At 56.2% G+C, this 17,366-nt stretch carries 15 protein-coding genes; 8 read left to right on the forward strand and 7 right to left on the reverse strand.

The annotated features are described in order from the left end of the window. Window positions 1-174: 174 nt before the first annotated feature. The 3 genes from rpoD to rpsU all read right to left on the reverse strand — a co-directional run bounded on the left by rpoD (window position 175) and on the right by rpsU (window position 4,284). Window positions 175-2,019, reverse strand: coding sequence for an RNA polymerase sigma factor RpoD (gene rpoD / locus A936_RS17145; RefSeq protein ID WP_008460031.1), 1,845 nt, complete (start codon window positions 2,017-2,019; stop codon window positions 175-177). A 150-nt stretch (window positions 2,020-2,169) separates the two neighbouring features. Beyond that, entirely contained in the window at window positions 2,170-3,915 is a 1,746-nt protein-coding gene (dnaG, locus tag A936_RS17150; RefSeq protein ID WP_008460032.1) for a DNA primase, read from the reverse strand. A gap of 153 nt (window positions 3,916-4,068) precedes the next feature. Further along, complete coding sequence (gene rpsU / locus A936_RS17155) at window positions 4,069-4,284, reverse strand: 30S ribosomal protein S21 (protein ID WP_001144069.1); 216 nt, start codon at window positions 4,282-4,284, stop codon at window positions 4,069-4,071. 249 nt (window positions 4,285-4,533) lie between these two features. Here rpsU and tsaD point away from each other — a divergent pair, with 249 nt between their 5' ends. Further along, entirely contained in the window at window positions 4,534-5,547 is a 1,014-nt protein-coding gene (tsaD, locus tag A936_RS17160; protein ID WP_008460033.1) for a tRNA (adenosine(37)-N6)-threonylcarbamoyltransferase complex transferase subunit TsaD, read from the forward strand. 44 nt (window positions 5,548-5,591) lie between these two features. On the opposite strand, the gene A936_RS17165 is transcribed toward tsaD, so the two are convergent. Next, a complete protein-coding gene (locus tag A936_RS17165) occupies window positions 5,592-6,038 on the reverse strand; it encodes a cupin domain-containing protein (protein WP_157141432.1) in 447 nt (148 codons plus the stop codon). 192 nt (window positions 6,039-6,230) lie between these two features. Here A936_RS17165 and trpC point away from each other — a divergent pair, with 192 nt between their 5' ends. Then, window positions 6,231-7,025, forward strand: coding sequence for an indole-3-glycerol phosphate synthase TrpC (gene trpC, locus A936_RS17170; RefSeq protein WP_008460036.1), 795 nt, complete (start codon window positions 6,231-6,233; stop codon window positions 7,023-7,025). A 149-nt stretch (window positions 7,026-7,174) separates the two neighbouring features. Next, entirely contained in the window at window positions 7,175-7,405 is a 231-nt protein-coding gene (locus A936_RS17175; protein ID WP_008460037.1) for a hexameric tyrosine-coordinated heme protein, read from the forward strand. Between the two features lie 78 nt (window positions 7,406-7,483). Here the strand turns inward: A936_RS17175 and plsY are convergent, their stop codons facing one another. Then, a complete protein-coding gene (gene plsY, locus A936_RS17180; RefSeq protein ID WP_008460038.1) occupies window positions 7,484-8,104 on the reverse strand; it encodes a glycerol-3-phosphate 1-O-acyltransferase PlsY in 621 nt (206 codons plus the stop codon). 107 nt (window positions 8,105-8,211) lie between these two features. Between plsY and folB the strand changes: the two genes are divergently transcribed. Next, window positions 8,212-8,580, forward strand: coding sequence for a bifunctional dihydroneopterin aldolase/7,8-dihydroneopterin epimerase (gene folB, locus A936_RS17185; RefSeq protein WP_008460039.1), 369 nt, complete (start codon window positions 8,212-8,214; stop codon window positions 8,578-8,580). Between the two features lie 115 nt (window positions 8,581-8,695). Then, a complete protein-coding gene (bacA, locus tag A936_RS17190) occupies window positions 8,696-9,517 on the forward strand; it encodes an undecaprenyl-diphosphate phosphatase (protein ID WP_008460040.1) in 822 nt (273 codons plus the stop codon). 12 nt (window positions 9,518-9,529) lie between these two features. On the opposite strand, the gene A936_RS17195 is transcribed toward bacA, so the two are convergent. Together A936_RS17195 and A936_RS17200 are read right to left on the reverse strand one after the other, a co-directional pair. Continuing rightward, window positions 9,530-10,771, reverse strand: a complete 1,242-nt coding sequence (locus A936_RS17195) for a multifunctional CCA addition/repair protein (protein WP_008460041.1) — start codon at window positions 10,769-10,771, stop codon at window positions 9,530-9,532. A gap of 81 nt (window positions 10,772-10,852) precedes the next feature. Further along, window positions 10,853-11,473, reverse strand: coding sequence for a TIGR04211 family SH3 domain-containing protein (locus A936_RS17200; RefSeq protein ID WP_008460042.1), 621 nt, complete (start codon window positions 11,471-11,473; stop codon window positions 10,853-10,855). 235 nt (window positions 11,474-11,708) lie between these two features. Here A936_RS17200 and A936_RS17205 point away from each other — a divergent pair, with 235 nt between their 5' ends. From A936_RS17205 to hldE, 3 genes are read left to right on the forward strand one after another with little or no spacing between them, the layout of a single operon-like run. Next, window positions 11,709-13,007 (forward strand): CYTH domain-containing protein, encoded by a 1,299-nt coding sequence (locus A936_RS17205; protein ID WP_008460044.1) that lies wholly within the window; start codon window positions 11,709-11,711, stop codon window positions 13,005-13,007. A gap of 23 nt (window positions 13,008-13,030) precedes the next feature. Continuing rightward, complete coding sequence (gene glnE, locus A936_RS17210) at window positions 13,031-15,889, forward strand: bifunctional [glutamate--ammonia ligase]-adenylyl-L-tyrosine phosphorylase/[glutamate--ammonia-ligase] adenylyltransferase (RefSeq protein ID WP_008460047.1); 2,859 nt, start codon at window positions 13,031-13,033, stop codon at window positions 15,887-15,889. Between the two features lie 49 nt (window positions 15,890-15,938). Further along, window positions 15,939-17,366 (forward strand): bifunctional D-glycero-beta-D-manno-heptose-7-phosphate kinase/D-glycero-beta-D-manno-heptose 1-phosphate adenylyltransferase HldE, encoded by a 1,428-nt coding sequence (hldE, locus tag A936_RS17215; protein WP_008460049.1) that lies wholly within the window; start codon window positions 15,939-15,941, stop codon window positions 17,364-17,366.

The raw sequence follows: 17,366 nt of genomic DNA on the forward strand, positions 1-17,366 counted from the left end.
AGGCTCCAGGAGGGTGAGAGGGAATGAAAATAATCTCCCTGAGGGAAAAGGGGGAATTAAAAGCTGTGTACGGAGAGAGAAGTGAAAAAGAGGTGCCTGCGGGAGGCGGGAGAAACCGCAAATTCAAGGCAAAAAAAAGCTCCCTGGCGGGAGCTTTTCAATTTTTGACACCGATTAATCGTCCAGGAAGCTACGCAGGACTTCAGAGCGGCTTGGGTGGCGCAGTTTGCGCAGCGCCTTCGCTTCGATCTGACGGATACGTTCGCGGGTAACGTCGAACTGTTTACCCACTTCTTCCAGCGTGTGGTCGGTATTCATGTCGATACCGAAGCGCATACGCAGGACTTTCGCCTCACGCGCTGTCAGGCCAGCCAGAACATCGTGCGTTGCGGAACGCAGACTTTCGGAGGTGGCAGAATCCAGCGGCAGCTCGAGGGTGGTGTCCTCGATGAAATCACCCAGATGCGAATCTTCATCGTCGCCGATTGGCGTTTCCATGGAGATAGGCTCTTTGGCAATTTTCAGCACTTTACGGATTTTGTCTTCCGGCATCAGCATACGTTCGGCTAACTCTTCCGGCGTTGGCTCACGGCCCATCTCTTGCAGCATCTGGCGCGAAATACGGTTGAGCTTGTTGATGGTCTCAATCATGTGCACCGGAATACGGATGGTACGCGCCTGGTCGGCGATAGAGCGGGTGATAGCCTGACGGATCCACCAGGTTGCATAAGTCGAGAACTTATAGCCACGGCGGTATTCAAACTTATCCACGGCTTTCATCAGGCCGATGTTGCCTTCCTGAATCAGGTCGAGGAACTGCAGGCCACGGTTGGTGTATTTCTTAGCGATAGAAATAACCAGACGCAGGTTGGCTTCAACCATCTCTTTCTTCGCACGGCGCGCTTTCGCTTCACCAATGGACATGCGACGGTTAATGTCTTTTACCTGCTCGATGGTCAGGCCGGTCTCTTCTTCGATCTGCTGCAGTTTCTGCAGGCTGCGGTGAACGTCTTCGGAGACTTCATGCAGCTTCTCAGACCACGGCTTGTTCATCGCAATGGCCGCGTTGAACCAGGTTTCGCTGGTTTCGTTGCCGGTGAACAGCGTGATGAAGTTTTTCTTCGGCATTTTGCACTGCTCAACGCACAGCTTCATGATGATACGTTCTTGGGTACGAACGCGGTCCATCATGACGCGCATGCTGTTGACCAGGTAGTCGAACTGTTTCGGCACCAGGCGGAACTGTTTGAACACTTCAGACAGCTGCAGGATCTCCGCGGCGGCGTCAGCGTGGCTGCGGCCCTTCGCTTTGATGGTGTCGCGAGTCAGTTCGTACTGCTTGCGCAGCTCACCAAATTTTTCGCGCGCCAGTTCCGGGTCGATGCTGTTGTCATCGTCGGAGCTGTCGTCATCAGACTCTTCGTCTTCATCCTCATCGTCGTCCATCTCTTCCTGAGAGAGTTCGGAGCCGACGTGGGTTGCGGTTGGCGCGAGATCTTCTTCCGCGTTAGGGTCAACAAAGCCGGTGATGAGGTCGGACAGGCGTGCTTCTTCAGCTTCAACGCGATCGTACTGCTCCAGCAGATAGGTGATCGCTTCCGGGTACTCGGCAACCGAGCACTGTACCTGGTTGATACCGTCTTCGATACGCTTCGCGATATCGATCTCACCCTCACGGGTTAACAGTTCAACGGTCCCCATTTCGCGCATGTACATACGCACGGGGTCGGTGGTACGTCCAATTTCGGACTCCACGCTGGACAGCACCTGGGCAGCCGCTTCTTCCGCGTCTTCATCGGTGCTGTTAGAGTTTTCAGCAAGCAAAAGATCATCGGCATCAGGGGCTTCTTCCATCACCTGAATGCCCATGTCGTTGATCATTTGGATGATGTCTTCGATCTGATCGGAGTCGACGATATCTTCCGGCAGATGGTCATTGACCTCGGCATAGGTCAGATAGCCTTGCTCCTTACCACGTTGGACAAGAAGCTTGAGCTGTGACTGCGGGTTTTGCTCCATAAGACGGTATCCACACTTCAGTATTAGGGTTGTGTCGGTAGGCGTTGCCGCCAACAATAACGTACGAGGGCTGATTTATTTTTATGCCGCAGCCCGTCCGTGCGGCGTTCGGGGGTGACCCGATCAATGTTCGGCAGTTAAGCCGCGAATCTATTTTTTGGCGCGTGATTGCGTGATCACGCGAACTTCTTCACGTTCCGCAGGGGTCAGCCCCGTCGTTCTGGAACGTGCCATTAATTCTTCAAACCTCAGCTCCAGCGCCGACTCAAAAAGATGGTCCAGCGAGTCGGTGAACGTTTTTTCAGCAATGTCCTTATCTGCTATATCGTCCCACGCCGAGAGTTTTTCAAGGGTTGTGGCCTCATTTGTGCCACGATATTGTTCCAGTAGCTGCCCGGTGGTCAGCCCCGGATGCGCCAGGCAAGCGTCAACCAGGTCGCTAAACAGCGTTAAACCCGGCAGCTTTGCGGCATCCAGCCCGCTTAGTGGCGGGACCAGCGGAGCCAGTTCCGGATTCTGTACCAATAACCCTATCAGTATACGCATGGTTGTGCGTTTTAGCTGAGGCGCCGGACGAGGTGTTGCCCCCTCGACCTGTTTGGGCATCAGCTTTTCAAGCTGGCTGTCGTCCAGAATACCGAGCTTGTTGCCCAGCTCTTGGCGCAGATAGATACGCAGCGTTTCGCCGGGTACCTGGCTAATCAGCGGCAGAGCCAGCGTGCTTAGTCGCGCTCTTCCGTCTGGCGTACTCAAATCAACCTGCGGCAGCAGGCTGTTAAACAGGAACGTGGAGAGCGGCTGAGCCTGCTCCATCCGCGCTTCAAACGCGTCCTTTCCTTCTTTGCGCACCAGCGTATCCGGGTCTTCACCGTCGGGCAGGAACATAAACCGCAGCTGACGACCGTCCGTCATATAAGGTAGCGCAGTTTCCAGCGCTCGCCATGCCGCGTCTCGTCCTGCGCGATCGCCGTCATAACAGCAGACGACATTATCTGTCACCCGGAACAGCAACTGAATATGATCGGCGGTGGTGGAGGTACCCAGGGAAGCAACGGCGTAGGAAATGCCGTACTGCGCTAGCGCCACCACATCCATATATCCTTCGACTACCAGAAGGCGTGCCGGTTCCGGCTGGCTCTGCTGGGCTTCATACAGGCCATACAGCTGGCGGCCCTTGTGAAAAATGTCGGTTTCCGGGGAGTTCAGGTATTTCGGCAGGGCATCGCCCAGCACGCGTCCACCAAACCCGATGACCCGGCCGCGTTTATCGCGAATCGGGAACATGACCCGCTCGCGAAAACGGTCGTAACTGCGGCCCTGGTCGTTGGTGACCAGCATGCCTGCGTCCGTCAGCGCCTGGCGGTTTTCGCTGTTGCCGCCAAAGCGTTTAAGCGCATTATCCCAGCCGGGTGGCGCATAGCCGATGGCGAAATGGCTAATGACCTCATCGCTCAGGCCACGCTTGCCCAGATACTGACGCGCCGGTTCTGCGGCGGGCTGCTTCAGGGACTGCTGATAAAAGGCGTTCAGGCCGTCCATCAGTTGATACAGGCTTTGGCGCTGGTGTCGTTCGATCTGGCTTGGGCCGTTGCCCGCTTCGTACGGCACTTCAAGGTTGTGCATGGTCGCCAGCTCTTCAACGCTTTCGACAAACTCGAGCTTGTCGTAGTTCATCAGGAAGTCGAGGGCGTTACCGTGTGCGCCACAGCCAAAGCAGTGGTAAAACTGTTTATCACCGTTCACGGTGAAAGAGGGGGTTTTCTCGTTATGGAATGGACAACATGCGTGGTAGTTCTTGCCCTGCTTTTTCAGCTTCACGCGAGCATCGATCAGGTCGACGATGTCGGTGCGAGCGATCAGGTCATTGATAAAAACACGCGGGATTCGTCCAGCCATAGGCCCCATGCTATATCCGTCATCTCTCAGGCGGTGGCCTAAAAGCTCAGGGATATGTCAGTTTATAAACGAGAATAAGCCGCGCATTCCTTTCGGAAGCACGGCCTTATAACTACTACTCAGTCTGATGTTGAGGAGTGAATCCTCAGAAGATTAGTACAGACGAGTGCGGCGTGCGTTTTCGCGAGCCAGTTTCTTCGCGTGGCGTTTCACAGCAGAAGCTTTAGCGCGCTTACGTTCGGTCGTTGGTTTTTCATAGAACTCACGACGACGGACTTCCGCCAGAACGCCTGCTTTCTCGCAGGAACGCTTGAAGCGACGCAGTGCTACGTCGAACGGCTCGTTTTCACGTACTTTAATTACCGGCATGTAACTCTCACCTTTAATAATTCGGTTTGCCGCTGGCATACAGGCCAGCTTAATTCAAAATGGTGCGGAATTTTACTGCAACTCTTGCTGCTTTGTAAAGCACCGAACGACCAGAAACCTGGCTTTTAGGGCCGGTATCTTCCAGGGCCGCAGATTATACACCATTAGTCCCGTCCTGGGGCAGCAAAGTTTTACAAAGGAAGCCACCGGGATTAAACTTCGCGCCGGGCCAAAGAGGTAAAACAAGCCATGCGTGTACTGGGAATCGAAACATCCTGTGATGAAACCGGCATCGCCATTTATGACGATGAGAAAGGGTTATTAGCCAACCAATTGTATAGTCAGGTGAAACTTCACGCTGACTACGGCGGCGTGGTGCCGGAGCTGGCCTCCCGCGATCACGTTCGCAAGACCGTGCCGCTTATCCAGGCTGCCCTAAAAGAGGCTGGATTAACCGCCAAAGATATCGACGGCGTGGCGTACACAGCCGGGCCGGGCCTGGTTGGCGCGCTTCTGGTTGGCGCAACCATTGGCCGCTCGCTGGCGTTTGCCTGGGACGTGCCTGCCGTGCCGGTCCACCACATGGAAGGCCACCTGCTGGCGCCGATGCTGGAAGACAATCCGCCCGAGTTCCCGTTCGTCGCGCTGCTGGTTTCCGGCGGCCATACCCAATTGATCAGCGTCACCGGCATTGGTAAATATGAACTGCTGGGTGAGTCTATCGATGATGCGGCAGGCGAAGCGTTCGATAAAACCGCTAAGCTGCTGGGGCTTGACTACCCAGGCGGGCCGCTTCTTTCCAAAATGGCGGCCCAGGGTACGCCGGGGCGTTTCACCTTCCCACGTCCTATGACTGACCGCCCGGGCATGGATTTCAGCTTCTCTGGCCTGAAAACCTTCGCGGCAAACACCATTCGTGATAACGACGCTGACGATCAAACTCGCGCGGATATCGCCCGCGCCTTTGAAGATGCGGTGGTGGATACGCTGTCGATTAAATGTAAACGTGCGCTCGAACATACCGGCTTTCAACGTCTGGTGATGGCGGGCGGCGTGAGCGCCAACCGCACCCTGCGCGCTAAGCTGGCCGAGATGATGACCAAACGTCGCGGCGAAGTGTTTTACGCGCGGCCGGAATTTTGCACCGATAATGGTGCCATGATCGCCTATGCCGGGATGATTCGCCTCAAAGTAGGTACTTCCGGCGAGCTGAGCGTTAGCGTTCGCCCGCGCTGGCCGCTGGCAGAGCTACCCGCCGCCTGATAAACGAGAAAAAAGGAGTGGGAACCACTCCTTTTTTATTTGGGCTAGAAAGGCGTTGGGCCCAGCACGGTCACTGCGAGTTGTTCGGCAATGGCCATCAGCTGGTCCATATCCTGAGCAGCAATCAGCCGCAGCGCCTGCTCAACGCCTCCGGGTGTACAGGTCATTAGCAGCCGCATGGGCTTATCGGTTCCGTTGGCCCATGCGTGTGGAATACCTCTTTTTAACAGCAGCGATTCGCCGGCGCTGGCATCAATAACCTTTTCCCCGTAGGCAATCCGGGCAGTGCCCTCGAGGACAAGGGCATACTCATCTTCGTTGGCATGAACGTGAAGCGGCGTTCCGTCGCCCGGCTGTGAAACGATCTCCACCACCGAGTAAAGTCCACCGGTCTGCTCCGCAGAGACGCGAATCAGGCAAGCTTCGCCCGGCCGCGTTTGCAGCCACTGTGACGATGCTTCCAGCGCCGTTGAGTGCGATGTTGTATTCAAGATGTTGGCCTCAGTAAAAGTGTTTTGCAGGTGAAACTGTTTTTTTGTTCCTCTCCACTTTAAGTTCCCCACATCCCGCGCTGCATCTCTGGAGTGTAATAATATGCAACAAACGAAAGCAGCCTTAGCCCGGTACTTTCAGCTCAGGATCCGGCACTCTAAGGTGATACCCGACTGAACCTGGAGAACCCTGTGTCCGATATCCTCAGCAAAATTATCGCCGTTAAACATGAAGAAATTGCCGCCGCCAAAAAAGCAATTTCCCTGAGCCAGCTTGCCGAACAGGCCGCTGCTCAGAACCACCGTGATTTTGTTGCCGCGCTGCGTCATAAGCGTGATGCAGGCCTGGCGGGCGTGATTGCCGAAGTGAAAAAGGCCAGCCCATCGAAAGGGTTGATTCGTGAGAATTTCAATCCCGCTGAGATAGCCGTTTCTTACCAGCAGGGTGGGGCTGCATGTTTGTCGGTGCTAACCGACGAACAGTTCTTCCAGGGAAGCGCGGCCTATCTGCAGCAGGCGCGAGCTGCCTGCGACCTGCCGGTTTTACGCAAAGATTTTATGATCGATCCGTGGCAGGTTGTGGAAGCCCGGGCGATGGGGGCGGATTGCATCCTGCTTATTGTTTCTGCGCTTGAAGATGGCCAGATGCAGGAGCTTGAGGCGCAGGCCCACGAGCTGGGCATGGCGGTGCTGGTAGAGGTGCATGATGCCGATGAGCTGGAACGTTCGCTCCGGTTGACCACGCCACTTATCGGTGTCAATAACCGCAATTTGCGCACCTTTGAGACCACGATAGAAACCACCATCAGCCTGTTGGCACAGCTGCCGGCGGATCGCATGGTTGTGACCGAGTCAGGCATCGCTACGCGCGAACATGTGGTTCGCCTGCGTGAAGCTAGCGTGAACAACTTCCTCGTGGGGGAAGCTTTTATGCGGGCAGATGAGCCGGGTAAAGAACTGGCCGCGATGTTTTTCCCCGCGCGGTAAACGACAGAATACATGTTAAACCAGAGCTAAAGCCCGCTGAGATAGCGGGCTTTTTTATTGATTTTTGCCAGGATTATGTTGATAACTGTCGTGCACTTAAAGTGCATAATAAATGCAATTTATACAATAACGATAATGAGTGGGACAATATGAGCGATAAATGGTTAACAACGCTGATCGCTGACGATCCGCAGGCAGGATATGAACTGGCGGTGACGCTGAGCCGTCGGGGAGTCAAAACCGTACAGCCGGACCCGGAAGTGCTGAAAAAACTGCGTCCGGTCTACGCGAATGATGCCGATGCGCTGATTGCGTCATCTCAGGTCATCGCGATTCATTTCCAGACGATTGCTGCGGCGAATAATTACTGGAAGGATTAGTGCTTAGCTGATTTACCTAAGAAAAAGGAGTGATTTATCACTCCTTTGTTGTTTCTACAGGGCTCGAATAATCCTGTCTTATTCAGACTCGTCTTTTTTCTTTTTCTTTTTAAATCGCGCCCAGATTTTCGTTTCCTGGCCTCGCCACAGGCGCTGAATATTGTCGTGATGGCGCATCAGGATCAGGCAGGAGAGCATTGCCACCGGGAAGGTAAACTGCGGTTTGAACCACCAGACATAAAACGGGGCTATCAGCGCGCTGATAATGGCACCGAGGGAAGAATAGCCGCTCAGAAGTACGCTTAGCAGCCAAGTTCCGGCCATCACGCCGGTTAAATCCCAGCCGATAGGTGCAATGGCGCCAAACGCCGTGGCGACGCCTTTACCGCCTTGAAACTTAAAGAATACTGGCCAAATATGGCCCATGCAGGCGGCAATAGCAATCAGGCCAAGCCAGAAGGGCGTCACACCCAAGGCCCAGGCCGCCCAGACCGGCAGCATGCCTTTCAGCACATCAAAAATTAGTACCGCTACGGCTGCACCTTTGCCGCCAATGCGTAACACATTGGTTGCTCCTGGGTTACCGGAGCCGCTCTCGCGTGGATCGGGGAGACCGGCAATGCGGCACACCAGAATGGCGCTAGAAATCGAGCCGCAAAGATACGCGAGGAGAATCATACCAGGCGCGATTGCACTCATAACGCTGTTCCATGTTGAAAGTGTCGAAGTCTTCTTTGCATCTGTGGATAATACGCATATTTCGCCGGAAGTGGTATCCGGCATGACTAAAAACCGGGCAGGGCGTGATGGACATTGTATTTATAGAGCAACTTTCGGTAATCACCACTATTGGTGTTTACGACTGGGAACAAACCATTGAACAGAAGCTGGTGTTCGATATCGAAATGGCCTGGGATAACCGCAAAGCCGCAGGCAGTGATGATGTCAGCGACTGCCTCAGCTATGCGGATGTCAGCGAAGCGGTTATAAAGCACGTGAGCGGGGGGCGTTTTGCGCTGGTGGAGCGCGTTGCTGAAGAGGTTGCGGAACTGCTGCTGACCCGCTTTAATTCACCGTGGATTCGGCTGAAGGTGAGCAAGCCCGGCGCTGTTGCACAGGCCGCTAACGTGGGCGTTATCATCGAGCGTGGCGGTAATCTGAAACAAAGCAAATAATGGGCTGAACGTTAAACCAAACGGCGAAAGGCTGGTCTTAACGATGTATCTTTTTGCGGCAGGCGTCAAACGTGTGCCGTTTTTTTGTGTTCGTTTTCGGGATGAGGGGTAAGTGATGAGCGATTTACCAACGTTGGCGATAGCCGCCATTCTTGGCGTTGTGGAAGGTTTAACGGAGTTTTTACCGGTATCGTCTACCGGGCACATGATCATCGTAGGGCATCTTTTAGGCTTCGAGGGGCAAACGGCGGAAACCTTTGAAGTGGTTATTCAACTGGGTTCTATTCTCGCCGTGGTGGTGATGTTCTGGCGTCGTCTGTTTGGTTTGATTGGTATCCACTTTGGTCGTCCTCCTGAGCATGAAGGGGTAGGTACCGGCCGTCTTTCTCTGATTCATATTTTGCTTGCTATGATCCCGGCGGTAGTGCTCGGCCTTGTCCTGCACGATGCCATTAAATCGCTGTTTAACCCGGTCAACGTGATGTATGCCCTGGTGGTTGGCGGCGTGCTGCTGATTGTCGCCGAGTGCTTTAAGCCAAAGGTACCGCGTGCCGTAGGCGTGGACGACATCACCTATCGTCAGGCGTTTATGATTGGCTGCTTCCAGTGTCTGGCGCTTTGGCCGGGGTTCTCTCGTTCCGGGGCAACGATTTCCGGTGGGATGCTGATGGGCGTTAGTCGCTATGCGGCTTCTGAGTTCTCATTCCTGCTGGCGGTGCCAATGATGATGGGGGCGACGGCGCTTGATCTCTACAAGAGCATCGGCTTCCTGACGATGGGTGATCTGCCGATGTTTGCCGTGGGCTTTGTCACGGCGTTTATCGTGGCGCTGGTCGCCATCAAAACCTTCCTGCAACTCATCAAGCGTATTTCGTTTATTCCGTTTGCGATTTACCGTTTTATTGTTGCCGCCGTGGTGTTCTTTATCTTCACCTAGTGGCAGCGGCCCTCAGCCTTGCGGCTGGGGGCAATTCGCTTCCTTCCAGGCCGCAACGGCCTTAATTCTCCGCTTCGTTAATTCTTCACGGATCGCCGGGCCGCTGAAGCCTGCTTCTATCACTTCTTTATTGGTTACGCTCTGCGCGGCAACCCAGGCCGCGCGAAGCATTCTGCCCTGCGGATAATCGCTGGCCTCAAAGCCGGTGCGCCCGCGAGCATCTGCTTCGCTGGTTAAGGCGATTTGGTCCACGCGCTGCGGCTTGCGCCAGGCGTCAATGGCGTCGAACAGCTTGATCACCGTTTTGGGCTGCAAAATCGGGAAGGTATGGATCAGGTCGTGGAATTCTGCGACCAGTTTAGCCAGATCACGAATCTCGTTTGGTACGCGCAGGCGAGCACAAAGTTGCTCCACAAGCTTAACGCCCGCCGGGCCGTGGCCGTGGTGGCTGGGCCATTTTTCCTTTGGCGTCAGCCCTTTTCCGAGATCGTGACACAGCGTGGCGAAACGCACATCTACCGCCGGGCTAAGCTGCGCTGCAATAGACAGCGTCATCAACGTATGAATACCGGTGTCGATCTCCGGATGCCATTTGGCCGGCGCGGGGACACCGTAAAGCGCGTCGATTTCCGGGAACAGAACTTTCAGGGCGCCGCATTCGCGTAGTACGGCAAAAAAGACCTGCGGATTGCGGCTGGTCAGCGCATTTTCCGTCTCTTTCCACACGCGTTCGGCGGTGAGATGCGCAATTTCGCCGTTGTCCGTCATGGAGCGCATCAGGGCGAGTGTTTCTGGCGCTATCTGGAAATTAAGATGGGCATAACGTGCAGCAAAACGCGCCACGCGCAGCACGCGCAGCGGGTCTTCATTGAACGCCGGTGAAACATGGCGAAGCAGGCGACGCTCGATATCGGCAAGGCCGTTATACGGGTCGATAAGCTCGCCATTCTCATCCTGGGCAATAGCGTTGATCGTCAGGTCGCGACGCAGGAGATCCTGTTCAAGCGTGACGTCCGGGGCCGAATAGCAGGTAAAGCCGGTATAACCCTGGCCCGATTTCCTTTCGGTACGGGCCAGCGCATACTCTTCGTGGGATTGAGGATGCAGAAACACCGGGAAGTCTTTTCCGACCTGCTCGTAGCCTTCGTCCAGCATTTGCTGAGGCGTCGCCCCAACCACAACCCAGTCTTTATCCTTAACCGGCAGTTTTAATAACCCGTCACGAACCGCACCACCGACAAGATAAATCTTCACGCTTTACACCCCAGGCACCGTTATTGAACCACGAATGGTAAGTGTAGATGCGAGGGGGAATCAACGGCTAATGTGCCGTCGCTAGTTCATCCAGCGGTCTTTCTTCTTGCGGCTTGGGATCATGTGCGGAAGCAGCAGGCCAATCAGCAGGCCAAACCCTGCCACGCCGCCGCCGTACATAAACCATTGCATGATGATGGCACGCTGTTTGTCGTCAAGCTGGACGTTGGCGGCATCCACCTTTTTCTTGGCGACGATAAGCTGGTTTTTGAGCTGCTGATTCTCGTCCTTCAGGCCATTAATCACGGTGTCGCTCTGGGCCACTTTCTGCTGCATTTCAGCGGTACGCTGGTTCCAGGTCGTGTCGATGTTGTTCAGCTTGTCGGTCAGCGTTTTGACCTGGTTTTCCAGATCGGGAACGCGGGTACGCAGGCTTGGGGTGGTGCTTAGCTGCGCGAGGGGGATCCAGGAGGTACGCCCGTTGCTGTCACGTACCTGGCCGTATTTGGTTTCTTCGTTGCTTTGCAGCAGCGTGACTTGTTCCCCTGCGTTGACGGTGCCAACCAGGCGGTAGTTATCGCCCGGGCCGCTGCGGACCCAGGTGTTTAATTCATCAGAGACATAACGTTTTTCTTCGGCATGAGCCACGACGGAAACGCTAAGGGAGAGCAAAGTGAGGCAAATCAGGCGTAATTTCTGCATTATTTCGTCGTTATTTTCATAAAGTGTGGAACGATAGTAGTGGCAACAGTCTGACGGCGCAATCCGTAAACCTGAATGAGAATCATCCTGATGTCAATTTGACCACCCGGTGTTCCCGCCCTACCGCAAATTCGCTACCCGACAGGGTATTTTGTCGTACTATTACAGACCTAATCGACGCTATTTAGTTCGCCAGGCGATCGCCTGGTGTGACGTAAACATAAGTAAAGAAGACATGGCCCAGGAAATCGAACTTAAATTCATCGTTAATCCTGTAGCGCTTGACGCGCTGCGCGACAAATTAAATGCCCTGCCGAGCGAGCACAGCGACCCGCGTCAGTTGCTCAATATTTATTATGAAACGGCGGATAACCTGCTGCGCCGCCACGACATGGGGCTACGTATTCGCGGCGATGCCGGGCAATACGAAATGACGATGAAAATCGCCGGGCGAGTGACCGGTGGGCTGCATCAGCGCCCTGAATACAACGTGGCGCTAAGCAAGCCCGAGCTGGATCTTGCTTTACTGCCAGCAGAAGTTTGGCCGGAAGGGCTGGACGTGGCGACTTTACAGGCCGACGTGAAGCCGCTGTTCAGTACGGATTTTGCGCGCGAAAAGTGGGTAGTTACTCACGGTGAAAGCCGCATTGAACTGGCGTTGGATCTGGGTGAAGTGAAAGCCGGTGAGCACCAGACGCCCATCTGCGAGCTTGAACTTGAGCTGCTGAGCGGTGAGACGGTGGATTTACTGGCCCTGGCGGAAAGTCTGGTCACCGAACCTGGCCTGCGTCAGGGCAGCCTGAGCAAGGCGGCACGGGGCTATCACCTGGCCCAGGGCAATGCGGTGCGCGAAGTGAAACCGCTGGGCGTGCTGTATCCGCCGGCTAAAGCCAACGTTGAGCAGGGGCTGGAAGGTGCTCTGGAGCTGGCGCTCGCCCACTGGCTGTACCATGAAGAATTATGGCTTAGCGGCGCGAAAGCGGCTAAGCAGCAGGTGATTGACGCCGTGGGCCTGGTGCGCCATGCCCTCGCGCTTTTTGGCGGCATCATTCCAAGAAAAGCGAGCACCCACTTACGTGAGCAGCTGATTGCGCTCGAAGCACGCTTTGCCGGTGACGAAAAAGCTGAAGTGATTGTCTATAGCGCGCAGGCGAGCAGCGCTAAGCTGGCGCTGACCCGCTGGCTGGTGGAGCGCCAGTGGCAGCCGTTCATTGATGAGAAAGGCCGCGCGAAGCTGGATAGTTCCTTTAAACGTTTCGCGGATACGCATCTTTCCCGCCATGCGGCTGAGTTAAAAGAGACGTTCCAGCGCCCGCTGGGGGATGCATACGCAGACCAGTTACCGCGTCTGGCGCGTGAGACGGATGCTATCCGCCTGCTGGCCGGGGTGTACAGCGATGCGCAAACCCAGCCGTGGCTGGAAAACTGGCAGGGGTTGCGTCACGCCATTGTTACCCGCCAGCGCATAGAAATTGAGCATTACCGAAACGAAGCGATCTCGCAGGCGCCTTTCTGGCTGCACAGCGGGAAATAATAGACTGGTAACGGATACCCACCATGATGGCGCTGACCCCTTTGTTACAGCAGCACCTGCAGGCGTTTTTACCGCGCCTGCCGCAAGAGATTGACTCCCTGACACTGAGCGAAGAAGCTCGCGCGGTGCTGGCGATAAGTGATTTTGTTGGTGACAGCGTGGTGGCGTATCCCGCCTGGCTGCAAACCCTGCAGCAGGACGCCCCTACGGCTGACGAATGGCAACATTATGCCGCCTGGCTGCAGCAGGATCTGCAGGATGTGCACGACGAAGCGGCGTTGATGAAAGCGCTGCGGTTTTTCCGTCGCCGTATCATGGTGCGTATCGCCTGGGCGCAGTCGCTGGAGCAGGTGGATACGCAAAGCACGCTGCAGCAGCTGAGCGTGCTGGCAGAAACGCTGATTGTTGCCGCCCGTGACTGGCTTTATGCCGCCTGCTGCCGCGAATGGGGCACGCCTTGCAACGCCGCCGGTGAGCCGCAGCCGCTGCTGATCCTTGGCATGGGCAAGCTGGGCGGAGGCGAACTGAATTTCTCTTCCGATATCGACCTGATTTTTGCCTGGCCGGAAAACGGCTCCACCCAGGGCGGGCGCCGTGAACTGGATAACGCCCAGTTCTTCACCCGCATGGGGCAGCGCCTGATTAAAGTCCTCGACCAGCCAACGCAGGACGGCTTTGTGTACCGCGTGGATATGCGTCTGCGTCCGTTTGGCGACAGCGGTCCGCTGGTACTGAGCTTTGCCGCGCTGGAAGATTATTACCAGGAGCAGGGGCGCGACTGGGAACGCTACGCGATGGTAAAAGCGCGGATTATGGGCGACAACGACGATGTCTGGAGCCAGGAGCTACGCAACATGCTGCGGCCATTTGTGTTCCGCCGCTACATCGACTTCAGCGTGATTCAGTCCCTGCGAAACATGAAGGGCATGATTGCCCGCGAAGTCCGTCGCCGTGGGCTAACGGACAATATTAAGCTCGGCGCCGGCGGCATTCGCGAAACCGAGTTTATCGTGCAGGTCTTCCAGCTCATCCGCGGTGGCCGGGAGCCTTCTCTGCAGTCCCGTTCGCTGCTGCCTACCCTGGAAGCCATTCAACAGCTTCATCTGCTGCCGGAAGAAGATGCCCAGAAACTGCGTGCGGCTTACCTCTACCTGCGTCGGCTGGAAAACTTACTGCAAAGCATCAACGACGAGCAGACGCAGACCTTGCCCGGTGACGATCTAAACCGTGCCCGGCTGGCCTGGGCGATGCAGGCGACTGACTGGGAAGCCCTGCAGCAAACGCTGCAGCTGCATATGAACGACGTGCGTCAGGTCTTTAACGATCTGATTGGCGACGATGAGCCGGAGGCCGGTGAAGATAAAGTTGCTGAAGGCTGGCGCGAGCTGTGGATCGACGCCCTGGACGCCGATGAAAACACGGCGGTGCTGAGTCATTTGAGCGCTGAGGCGCGGGCAGAGTTACTGAAGCAAGTTAGCCATTTCCGGCAGGAGATCGACAAGCGCACCATTGGCCCACGTGGCCGCCAGGTGCTGGATCAACTTCTGCCGCACCTGCTGAGTGAAGTCTGTTCACGGGCCGACGCGCCGCTGACGTTTTCCCGTCTGACGCCGCTGCTGTTTGGGATCCTCACCCGCACAACCTATCTGGAACTGTTAAGTGAATTCCCCGGCGCGCTTAAACACCTGATTACGCTCTGTGCGGCCTCGCCGATGATTGCCGCGCAGCTTGCCAGCTATCCGCTGCTGCTGGATGAACTGCTCGACCCTAATACGCTGTATCAGCCCACGGCAATGGACGCCTATCGCGACGAACTGCGTCAATATCTGCTGCGCGTGCCGGACGAAGACGAAGAGCAGCAGCTGGAAGCGTTGCGTCAGTTCAAGCAGGCGCAGATGCTGCGCGTGGCGGCGGCCGATATCGCTGGCACCTTGCCGGTGATGAAGGTCAGCGACCATCTGACCTGGCTTGCGGAAGCGATTCTCGATGCGGTGGTGCAGCGTGCCTGGGCGCAAATGGTGGCGCGCTACGGCCAGCCTCGTCATTTGCAGGACAGAGAAGGGCGCGGCTTTGCCGTGCTGGGCTATGGCAAACTCGGTGGCTGGGAGCTGGGCTACAGTTCCGATCTGGATCTGGTTTTCCTGCATGATTGCCCGATGGAAGTGATGACGGACGGCGAGCGTGAAATCGATGGCCGTCAGTTCTATCTGCGCCTGGCGCAGCGCATCATGCATCTGTTTAGCACTCGTACCTCAACCGGGATTTTGTACGAAGTTGACGCTCGCCTCAGGCCGTCCGGTGCGGCAGGTATGCTGGTCACCACCGCAGAATCGTTTGCTGATTATCAGAAGAATGAAGCCTGGACCTGGGAACATCAGGCGCTGGTTCGCGCCCGCGTGGTGTACGGCGATCCGGCGCTTAACCGCCAGTTTGACGCCATCCGCCGCGAGATCCTGTGCACGCCGCGTGAAGGGGAAGCCCTGCAGGTAGAAGTGCGCGAGATGCGTGAAAAAATGCGCGCGCATTTGGGCAATAAGCACCGCGATCGCTTTGATATTAAAGCCGATGAGGGTGGGATCACCGACATCGAATTTATTACGCAATATCTGGTGCTGCGCTATGCCAGCGAAGCGCCGAAGCTAACCCGCTGGTCCGATAACGTGCGCATCCTGGAACTGATGGCGCAGAACGACATCATGGATGAAGCCGAGGCCAAAGCGTTGACGCATGCCTATGTCACGCTGCGGGATGAATTGCACCATCTGGCGCTGCAGGAATTGCCGGGCCACGTTGCGCTGGACGCCTTTGCGAAAGAGCGTGAGCAGGTGCGTAGGAGCTGGCAAACCTGGCTTGGCGAGCCGCAAACGCACGCGGGAGAGTAATTATGTTATCATCCCGCGCAAAATTTTATCCCTCGCTGGAGAGTCAGGAATGAAAGTAACGCTGCCCGAATACAGCCGTGCAGGCGTCATGGTGGTTGGTGATGTGATGCTGGATCGCTACTGGTACGGCCCAACCAGTCGTATTTCGCCGGAAGCCCCGGTGCCGGTGGTGAAAGTCGATACCATCGAAGAACGCCCTGGTGGCGCGGCTAACGTGGCGATGAACATTGCTTCGCTGGGCGCGAATTCTCGCCTGGTTGGCCTGACCGGCATTGACGATGCGGCGCGCGCGCTCAGCCAGAGCCTGGCCGGGGTCAACGTGAAGTGTGACTTCGTTTCTGTTCCGACTCACCCGACGATTACCAAGCTGCGCGTGCTATCCCGCAACCAGCAGCTGATTCGCCTCGACTTCGAAGAAGGGTTTGAGGGCGTCGATCCTGAGCCGCTGCACGAACGTATCAGCCAGGCGCTGCCGCAAATTGGTGCGCTGGTGCTTTCCGACTACGCAAAAGGCGCTCTGGCGACCGTACAGCAGATGATTCGCTTGGCTCGCGAAGCCAAAGTCCCGGTGCTCATCGACCCGAAAGGGACAGACTTTGAGCGCTACCGTGGCGCAACGCTGCTGACCCCGAACCTTTCAGAATTTGAAGCCGTGGTCGGCAAGTGCAAAACCGAAGCCGAGCTGGTGGAACGTGGCATGAAGCTTATCGCCGATTATGAACTGTCGGCGCTGCTGGTGACGCGTTCAGAGCAAGGCATGACGCTTCTGCAGCCGGGCATTGAGCCTTTCCATCTGCCGACTCAGGCGCAGGAAGTCTATGACGTGACCGGGGCCGGTGACACGGTGATCGGCGTGCTGGCGGCAACGCTTGCGGCGGGGAACTCGCTGGAAGAAGCCTGTTACTTCGCGAATGCCGCAGCTGGCGTGGTGGTTGGCAAGCTGGGGACATCAACCGTTTCTCCGGTCGAGCTGGAAAACGCGGTGCGCGGTCGCGCGGAAACGGGTTTTGGCGTGATGACCGAAGCCGAGCTGAAAGTTGCGGTTGCCGCTGCCCGCAAGCGCGGTGAGCGCGTGGTGATGACCAACGGCGTGTTCGATATTCTGCATGCGGGCCATGTTTCCTATCTGGCCAACGCGCGCAAGCTGGGTGACCGCCTGATTGTCGCGGTTAACAGCGATGCGTCAACCAAACGCCTGAAAGGGGAAACCCGGCCGGTTAACCCGCAGGATCAGCGCATGATCGTGCTGGCTGCGCTGGAAGCGGTGGACTGGGTGGTACTGTTTGAAGAAGACACGCCTCAGCGCCTGATTGGTGAAGTCCTGCCGGATCGTTTAGTGAAGGGCGGCGACTACAAACCAGAACAGATTGCCGGGAGCAAAGAAGTTTGGGCCAACGGCGGGGAAGTGATGGTACTGAACTTCGAAGATGGCTGCTCCACCACCAATATCATCAAGAAGATTCAAAATAACGGCTAA

This window comes from Enterobacter sp. Ag1 (genome assembly GCA_000277545.1).
Taxonomy (GTDB): domain Bacteria; phylum Pseudomonadota; class Gammaproteobacteria; order Enterobacterales; family Enterobacteriaceae; genus Cedecea.